Annotated in this window: 6 protein-coding genes; 2 read left to right on the top strand and 4 right to left on the bottom strand. The window is 71.2% G+C overall.

Annotation, left to right across the window (positions count from 1 at the left end; all coding sequences use genetic code 11):
- Positions 1–147: 147 nt before the first annotated feature.
- The 4 genes from aztD to aztB all read right to left on the bottom strand — a co-directional run bounded on the left by aztD (position 148) and on the right by aztB (position 4,574).
- Positions 148–1,356, bottom strand: a complete 1,209-nt coding sequence (aztD, locus tag JS521_RS31160) for a zinc metallochaperone AztD (protein WP_205086276.1) — start codon at positions 1,354–1,356, stop codon at positions 148–150.
- A 95-nt stretch (positions 1,357–1,451) separates the two neighbouring features.
- Complete coding sequence (aztC, locus tag JS521_RS31165; RefSeq protein ID WP_205086277.1) at positions 1,452–2,411, bottom strand: zinc ABC transporter substrate-binding protein AztC; 960 nt, start codon at positions 2,409–2,411, stop codon at positions 1,452–1,454.
- Positions 2,408–3,667, bottom strand: a complete 1,260-nt coding sequence (locus tag JS521_RS31170; RefSeq protein WP_205086278.1) for a hypothetical protein — start codon at positions 3,665–3,667, stop codon at positions 2,408–2,410. Before JS521_RS31170 ends, aztC begins: the two co-directional genes overlap by 4 nt.
- Before the next feature lie 10 nt (positions 3,668–3,677).
- Positions 3,678–4,574, bottom strand: coding sequence for a zinc ABC transporter permease AztB (gene aztB, locus JS521_RS31175; RefSeq protein WP_205086279.1), 897 nt, complete (start codon positions 4,572–4,574; stop codon positions 3,678–3,680).
- A 14-nt stretch (positions 4,575–4,588) separates the two neighbouring features.
- Between aztB and aztA the strand changes: the two genes are divergently transcribed.
- Both aztA and JS521_RS31185 read left to right on the top strand, forming a co-directional pair.
- The gene (gene aztA / locus JS521_RS31180; RefSeq protein ID WP_205086280.1) at positions 4,589–5,332 is read left to right on the top strand and encodes a zinc ABC transporter ATP-binding protein AztA; all 744 of its coding nucleotides are present in this window, start codon (positions 4,589–4,591) and stop codon (positions 5,330–5,332) included.
- Between the two features lie 1,026 nt (positions 5,333–6,358).
- Positions 6,359–7,015, top strand: a complete 657-nt coding sequence (locus tag JS521_RS31185) for a fasciclin domain-containing protein (protein WP_205086281.1) — start codon at positions 6,359–6,361, stop codon at positions 7,013–7,015.
- The last annotated feature ends 929 nt before the right edge of the window (positions 7,016–7,944 follow it).

The following is a 7,944-nucleotide window of genomic DNA, read 5'->3' on the forward strand; positions in this document are numbered from 1 at the left end:
CCCCCCCCGGGGGCGCCCCCCCCCCCCCCCCGCCGCCGCGCTGGGGGGGCGCCCCCCCCCCCCCCCGGCCCCCCCGGGGCCCCCCGGGGCCGCCGGGGGGGGGGGGGGGGGGGGCCGCTCCGCAGGGAGTGCCGGGCGCGGGAGCGGTCAGTGACCGTCCACCGTGCCGGACAGTTCGTTGGTGGCCTTCGGCAGCGTCACGGACGTCCCCTTCTTCCCCGAGTCCAGGTCGAAGGAGTGCAGTTGGCGCTTGCCCGGTTCGGAGACGTACGCCGTGTGGTCACGGACGAACAGGGTGGGCCGGGGCTGCTGCCAGTCCAGGGGCTCGGTCCAGTCGCCGACCGCTTCGATCTTCTTCTCCACCTCCCCGGTCTCCGGGTCGATGACGTGGAGGACGCCGTTGGTGCCGAGCACGAGGGCTTCGCCGTGCGGGCCGCGGGCGAGCGAGCGGAAGGAGTAGCTGGTGCCGAGGTCGACCAGCTTCATCTTCGCCGTACGGGTGTCGATCAGCGATATACGGGTGGGGCGTTCCAGTTCCGCCTCGGGGTCGGTCTTGTAGTCGCCGAGGAGGATCGGGGAGGCGTCGCTGCCGGCCTGGTTGCCGGTACGGGCGTAGTCGCCGGGGGCGTCGACCTTGGTGAACTCGCCGTCCTTGTACAGCAGAACGCCGTCCTCACAGCCGAGGCCGACGACCTCGCCCCGGGCGGCGGCCTCGCCGTGGACGCCCGGGCAGTTCTCGGCGCGTGCGATCTCCTTGTCGTTCTTGTCCAGGACGAGGGCTCCGGTGCGCTTCTCCTCGGTGCCCAGGGTGGTGAGGAGTTCGCCGCCGGCCAGTTCGATGGCGACACCGTGGTGGGCCTCGGCGGACGTGTAGCTGCGCCCCTCCGGCCGCTTGCCGCCGGACAGGTCGGCGGGGTCGAAGACGTTCACCTCGCCGGTGCCGTCGGTGAACAGGACCGTCCGGCCGCCGTGCCGGACGACATGGCCGGGCTTCGCACCCTTGAACTCGGCGTCCGTGAAGGCCTGTCGGGCCGCGTCGTACACGCGGAAACCGCTGTCGGTCGAGATGACGACGTGGTCCTGGTCGCCCGCCGGGTTGACCCGGTTGAAGCCGGGCAGCTCGACGGTCTTCGCGAGCTTCAGGGTCTCGCCGTCGAGGACGTACAGTCCCCCGTCGTAGGAGGCGACCAGCGGCTTCTTCACCGCGGTGGCCTTGCCGTTCTTCGCCTGCTCCGCCTGCTTGGGCCCGTCCTCGGACGCTGTGCCGCCGCTGCCGCCACAGGCGCTCAGTACCAGGGACGCCGTCAGCGCGAGGGTGGTGCCCGTGAGCATGCGGGCGCGTGTCGACCTGTTCATTTTCATGGTGTGGATGTCCTCTCCGGCCCTGCGGGCACGGGACGGTGGGGTTGGTGGCGTGGCCGGTCGTCGGTGGGCCGGCCTTCGGGGAGCGGTCAGTTGCCGACGAGACCTTCGGTCATGGCCGAGGTGTTGGCGCGCATCATTTCCAGATAGGTGCCGGCGCCCTTGCCCTTCTCGGTCAGCGACTCGGAGTACAGCGGGACGACGTCCACATCACCTCCCATCTCCTGGCGCAGGACGTCGGCGAGCCGGGTGGGCTGGGAGGAGTCGGCGAAGACGGTGCGCACGCGGGCCTTCTCCATGGCCCGGGTGAGGGAGCGCAGGTCGGAGGAGCTGGGCGAGGCGAGTGTCGTGCCGCTGGGGATGACCGCGCCGATCACGCGGAAGCCGAAGCGGTCGGCGAGGTAGCCGAAGACGTGGTGGTTGGTGACCAGGGCGCGGCGGTCCTCGGGGATGGCGGCGAAGGATTTCTCCATCCAGGTGGTGAGGTCGGCGAGTTGTCCGTCGTAACGTTCGGCGTTGTCCCGGACCGCCTTCTCGTTCACGCCGTCGACGTGCTCGATGATCTGGTCGGTGATCAGGCCGGCCACCCTGCGCACGCGGTCGGGGTCGGTCCAGAAGTGCGGGTCGGATGCTCCGGCCCCGTCGCCCGGGCCGTCCTCCTGGCCGGCGTGGAAGGTCAGGGGATCGGCCGCCTCGCCCGCCGCGAAGGTGGCCACTCCCGACTCCCGGGCCGCCTCCACGTGCCGCAGGACGTTCTCCTCCAGCCCCAGGCCGTTGTGGACGACCAGATCCGCGCTCTCCAACTCGGCGGCCTGGACGGCCGACAGCCCGAAGGAGTGCGGGTCGGCGTTGGGCTTCATCAGGACGCTGACGTCCGCCTCGGCCCCGGCGATCTCCCGGGTGATGTCGCCGAGGATGTTGGTCGTCACCACGATCCGGGGCCGGTCGCCGCCGCCCGCACAGCCGGTCGCCGTACCGGCGACGACGAGGAAGGTGACCAGGGTCAGCAGCAGGGCGCGCAGCCGCGCCGCCCCCACACGTACGCTCATCGGCCCGTCTCCACCATCAGGGACGGCCGGATGTCCAGGTCGAAGGTGCGGGCGACGCGGAGGTTGTCGTTGTAGTCGATCTCGTACACGCGGCTGCCCGCCGGGTCGTTGAGGTAGGCGCGGCTCCGGTCGACCTCGATCACCGGTGTCCCGGTCCCGCCGCCGGTGGCCCCGGGGACGTCCTTCAGCAGACGGTCGGTGGCGGCGGTCTCCTTGCCGGTGGACATGTCGTAGCCGTGCAGGGCTCCGTCGCTCTCCAGGACGATGAGCGGAGCGCCTTCGCCCGCGGTGTTGGCGGCGATGACCGGACCCCCGGTCTCCACGCGCTTGAAGGCACGTTCGGTGACGTCCAGGACCCAGACGGCGTCCTTGCCCGCGCGCGCCGTGAGCGTGGTGCTGCCGGGTCGGTGCCGGAACTCCGCGGCCCGCTCCGTCCTCGGTACGTCCTCGCCGTACGGGATCTTCTCGGCGGTGAAGTCGCCGTCGTCCTCGCGGACGAGCAGGGCGCCGTCGGCGCAGCCGAGGACGACCCCACGCCGGGTGACCGCGTCGCCCTTCGGGTCCTCACACGCGGACTCCGGAGCGGCGACGCGCTTGCCGGACCGGTCGAGGACCACGACCTTCGCGGGGGCGTCGCCGTCCGCGGAGGCGTCGCCGTCGCGTACGAGTGCGACCAGGTGTTCGGCGTACGGCACGACTGGTCCGGCGTAGGCGCCCGGGAGTCGGTCCGGAGTGCCGAGGGCGCCCTTCTCCAGTTCGGTACGGAGGTACGCCCTCGCCTCTCCGTCCTCCGCCGTGGCGACGGTGACACCCTTGTCGCTGCGGATGCTCGTGCCGGCGCCGCCCGGAAGCTCGCCCACCTCCTCGGTCTTCGCTCGGTAGTAGTGCACATGGTCTCCGTGGTCGACCATCCACGCGCCGCTGTCGAGGACATGGGTACGGTCCGCGCCGTGGAAGAAGCCGAAGCGGCCGTCCGTGGTGAGGTGGGTGACCCCGGCTCTGCGCGGGGTTTCGTGGGTCTTGCCGGTGATCAGGTCCAGCACACGTGTGTTGCCGGAGCCGGTGTCACCGAGGAGGAGCCGGGACTGCTGCTCGGCGGCCTCGGTGGCGCCTTCCACGTAACCGTGGGGGGTGGTGGGCGAAGCAGGGCTTGCCGGGCGGGACTTGGCGTCGTCCTGGCCCGCGCACCCCGCGGTCAGCAGGACCGCGGAGAGAAGCACCGGCACCAGGGGTGTGACGTTCGTTCGGACGAACAAGGAGATCGCCTCAGGTTTCGTTCGGTCGGGTCGTGGGGGCGTTCGCGGTGAACGTGCCGGCGCGGGCGGGAAGGCCTGCGCGGCGCGTACGACGTCGGTGGTGGAACCCGGACGCCAGACGGGACAGGAAGAAGAGGCTGACCGCGAGGGCCGAGACGGTCGCACCGGCCGCTGTGCTCAGGTGCCAGGAGAGCAGCAGGCCGCCGAAGGTGGCGGCCGCGCCGAGGGCCGCGGCGAGGGCCATGACGCCGTGGACGCTTCGCGCCCAGGGCAGGGCTGCCGCGGGCGGGGCGATGAGCAGGCCGAGGACGAGCAGCGTGCCCACGATGTGAAAGGAGGCGACGATGGCCAGGGCCAGCAGGCCGAGCAGCACGGCGTGTGCGAGTCGGGGGCGCAGGCCGAGCGTCCGGGCCTTGCGCTCGTCGAACGCGAGGGCCAGGAAGGCACGGTGGCCGAGCACGGAGACGGCCAGCGCCAGCAGCAGCGCCACCGCGAGGAGGACCAGGTCGCTCTCGCGCACGGCGAGGACGTCGCCGAAGAGAAAGCCGGTGAGGTCCACGGCGAACGACTGCGAGCGCGACACGATGATGACCCCGAGGGACAGCATGCCGACGAACAGCAGGCCGATGCCGGTGTCCTGGGACAGCCTCGGCGCGCGGCCGAGTGCGGTCACACCCGCCGTCATGACGGCCGCGCTCGCCACCGCTCCCACCAGCAGGTTGCCGCCGAGCAGCGCGGCGACCGCGACGCCCGGCAGAAGCCCGTGGGACATGGCGTCACCGAGGAAAGCCATTCCCCTCAGCACCACCCACGTCCCGGCGAGCGCGCATATCGCCGACACCAGGACCCCGGCCCACAGGGCACGCTGCACAAAGGCCACCTCGAAGGGGGCCGTCAACCACTCCATACGATGACCCTACAATGACAATCATGTTCAATAACAGCGCACCGACGCCGCCCGCCGACGGATCGAGGGGCGAGCGCGTCCGGTTCCACGACCTGGACGCGGGCTATCCCGGCCGCCCGGCCCTCCACCAACTCAGCGCCTCCATAACGGCGTTGACCATGACGGCGCTGGTCGGACCGAACGGCAGCGGCAAGTCCACGCTGCTCGGCGTCCTCGCCGGGGTGATCGATGCCACATCCGGACAGCTCCGGTACGCGGAGGGGCGCCCACCGGCCTTCGTCCCGCAGCGCGGTGCCGTCGGCGACACACTCCCCCTCACCGCGCGCCAGACCGTGGAGATGGGTCGCTGGGGAGAGCGGGGGCTGTGGCGAAGGACGACCCGGCAGGACCGGACCGCGGTCGACTCCGCCATGGAACGCCTGGGCGTCGCCGGTCTCGCCGACCGCCAGCTCGGCGAGCTGTCGGGTGGGCAGCGTCAGCGCGTACTGATCGCCCAAGGCCTCGCCCAGCAGTCCGACCTGCTGCTCCTGGACGAGCCGACCACCGGGCTCGACCCCGAAGCCCGGAAACGGATCACGGCGCTGCTGACGGATCTGGTCGCCGACGGCACGACCGTAGTCCAGGCCACGCACGACCTGGACGCCGCCCGCTCGGCCGACGCCTGCCTGCTCCTCAGCGACGGACGACTGGTCGGGCAGGGCCCGCCCGAGCAGATACTCACGCCGACGGCCCTGTCCCGCATCTGGCAGCCGGCTTGAGTCGGGCGGGCCGGCCCGGCCCGGGGTCGGTCCGGTGCCGCGGGGCGCGCTCGCCCCGCCCGCATGCGAACGTTTCAGTTCAACAGGACCTGAACGCGGTCGTCTTCTCGGCGGCACCACAGAAGATGGCGCCACAGGAGATGACTCTCCAGGAAAAGGCGCCACAGGAGGCGGCACCCCCAGCATCCGCTGTCGAGCGCCACGCCGGCCGACCGGGATCCCGCCTCTCGTCCCGGCCGTACCGCGGTGCTCAGTCCCGGTCCTCGATCCGCAGCGTCAGTGCGGCGAAGGGGGCGAGGGGGCCAGGCGCCTGCCGTCGTTCCCTGCCACACCGCTTCCTGGCCGGTGGCCTGCTCATCCAGTCGGACGGGCGTCAGGAGCGTGCCGACGGGGGCATTCACCCGGGCCTCGCCGGCCTCCGGAGTCGGGTTGGCGAGACGGAGGATGAGGCCGGGCCCTTCTTCGGCGGCCCCGGTTCGTGCGGGCCCGGCGCTGTTGCGGCGGAGCCGCTCAATCGTCGCAGTGTCTGTCGCGGGGGGGGCAGGAGAGTGGCGCCCCGCCACTGCCGTCCCCACGGGCCTTCCACCGCAGGGAACGGGGTGAGGTTCTCGTCACTGACGAAAACCTCGGCGTGTGCGGCGTCTCCTCCGAACTGCCGCTCACATCGGGCATTCGCCACCGCCTCGCCGCCGGATTGGTCGGCCCGCCGATCGGACCCGGACGGGCTAACCGGGGGCCACGCGCCGGAGGGAACGGAACGCGGCACCGGCAAGAACTTCTCTCCCTCCCCGACCAATCCGAAGACGCGTCGGCCCCGAACACCAGACATGACGATCAACGCTGCGTCCCCGGTCTCCCACGGAGTCGGCATCACCCCCGGCAGGCTCCCAAGACCAGCGCGCTGACTGATCTCGGCCGCGTCCGGCCGACACGGCCGACGCCGCTGTTCCGCCCCACCTGAACCACCCTGACCACACCCCTGAGCGAACACTCAGGGCAACCGAACGAACACGCAGGAGAGACCTCGTGAACGCCTTCCGCTTCCGCCGCGCCGCCCTCGCCGTCACCGCCGCCGCTGTCCTCCCCCTCACGCTCACCGCGTGCGGCGGGGACGACAGCTCCTCCGACTCGGCTGCCGACAAGGCGAGCAGCTCCGCCCCCGCCGACGAGAAGTCGAGCCCGGCAGCCGACGACAGCACCCTCGCGGACGGTCCGTTCGGTCCGGCCTGCGCGTCCGTCCCCAAGGACGGCGCGGGTTCCTTCGACGGCATGGCGCAGGACCCGGTCGCCACTGCCGCATCGAACAACCCGGACCTGTCCACCCTGGTCACCGCGGTCAAGAAGGCCGGCCTCGTCGACACCCTCAACAACGCGCAGAACATCACCGTGTTCGCGCCGACCAACGACGCCTTCGCCAAGATCCCCAAGGCCGACCTCGACAAGGTCCTGGCCGACAAGGAGATGCTCACCAGCATCCTCACCTACCACGTCGTCGGTGAGAAGCTCGCCCCGCAGCAGTTGGAGAGCGGCACCTACGACACCCTCCAGAAGTCCACGCTCACCACCAAGGGCTCCGGCGAGAACTACACCGTCAACGACACCTCCAAGGTCGTCTGCGGCAACGTCCCCACCGCCAACGCCACCGTCCACATCGTCGACACCGTTCTCATGCCGAAGGCCTGACAGACCGCAGCCGCCTCCACGGGGACGCGGCTACAGAGGACCGAGGCGCTGCTGCGAGGGCATAAGCATCAGCGCCGGGCCCCGAGCCGGCTCCACCGGCCCGGGGCCCTCAGCCGTTTTCGCGAAGGCCTCGGATACGGCGGGCACACATCGGGCGACGGGCACTCCCCGGAGTCGGGGGACGGGGCACTCCCCCGACGACCGGCACCGCTTCTCCCTGCACCCACCTGGGCGCAGGGAGAAGCGGAGTTCGATCAAGTCCGATCAAGGGTCAACCCCTCAGGGGCGCACCGTGCACAGGGCGAGCAGGCAGAGGTTTCCCCTGTATTCCGCGGTACGAAGCGAACGGCCCGACCATGGATCCGGCCTCGCGAGCGGAAGAGGACTGGCGGGGCGCCGCCTCCGGAGTGACGGTAGCGGCGGATGCCGCCGGGGCCGACGCCAGCAGCACCGCGCCGACGACGGTGGCGACGAGCTGCCACCGCCGGTTGGGAACAGGGATCTTCACAGGGCTCTCCACATGCTTTCAGGGGACAACACAGGCGCCCGAACAGGAGTCCGGACGTGATTCCTTCGGAGCGGCGCCCTGGCCGGATGGGTGTCCGGCGCAAAACCGCCAGCGGATTGGCTGGTACACGCCAGCGAAGTGCAAAGCTCGATGGCTGCGGAGTGTCGTGCGTCACATGGGCAATCCTGGGCTGGAGTGTCTCCGAACCACTTGCGTGAAAGCCCAGTTGGGGTGAGACCGGCACGACGGAGGCTGTCAGCGTGCATCGATCCGCCGAGGCGAGTGCTTCGCTATCGCGATGCAGGCGTGCTCGATCCGCTTCCGGCCGTCCCACCATGCGATCCGCCACCACCCAGACGCGCACGTGAGGCGCCCCGCCACGCTCCTGGAGCCGGCCCCGCCTTCGCCCCCACCACTCGTC

This window comes from Streptomyces durocortorensis, from assembly GCF_016901035.1.
Classification (GTDB): Bacteria; Actinomycetota; Actinomycetes; order Streptomycetales; family Streptomycetaceae; genus Streptomyces; species Streptomyces durocortorensis.

Coding starts and splice junctions, on each gene's coding strand:
- aztB (WP_205086279.1), bottom strand. CDS start 4,574: ATGGAGTGGTTGACGGCCCCCTTCGAGGTGGCCTTTGTGCAGCGTGCC.
- aztD (WP_205086276.1), bottom strand. CDS start 1,356: ATGAACAGGTCGACACGCGCCCGCATGCTCACGGGCACCACCCTCGCG.
- aztA (WP_205086280.1), top strand. CDS start 4,589: ATGACAATCATGTTCAATAACAGCGCACCGACGCCGCCCGCCGACGGA.
- aztC (WP_205086277.1), bottom strand. CDS start 2,411: ATGAGCGTACGTGTGGGGGCGGCGCGGCTGCGCGCCCTGCTGCTGACC.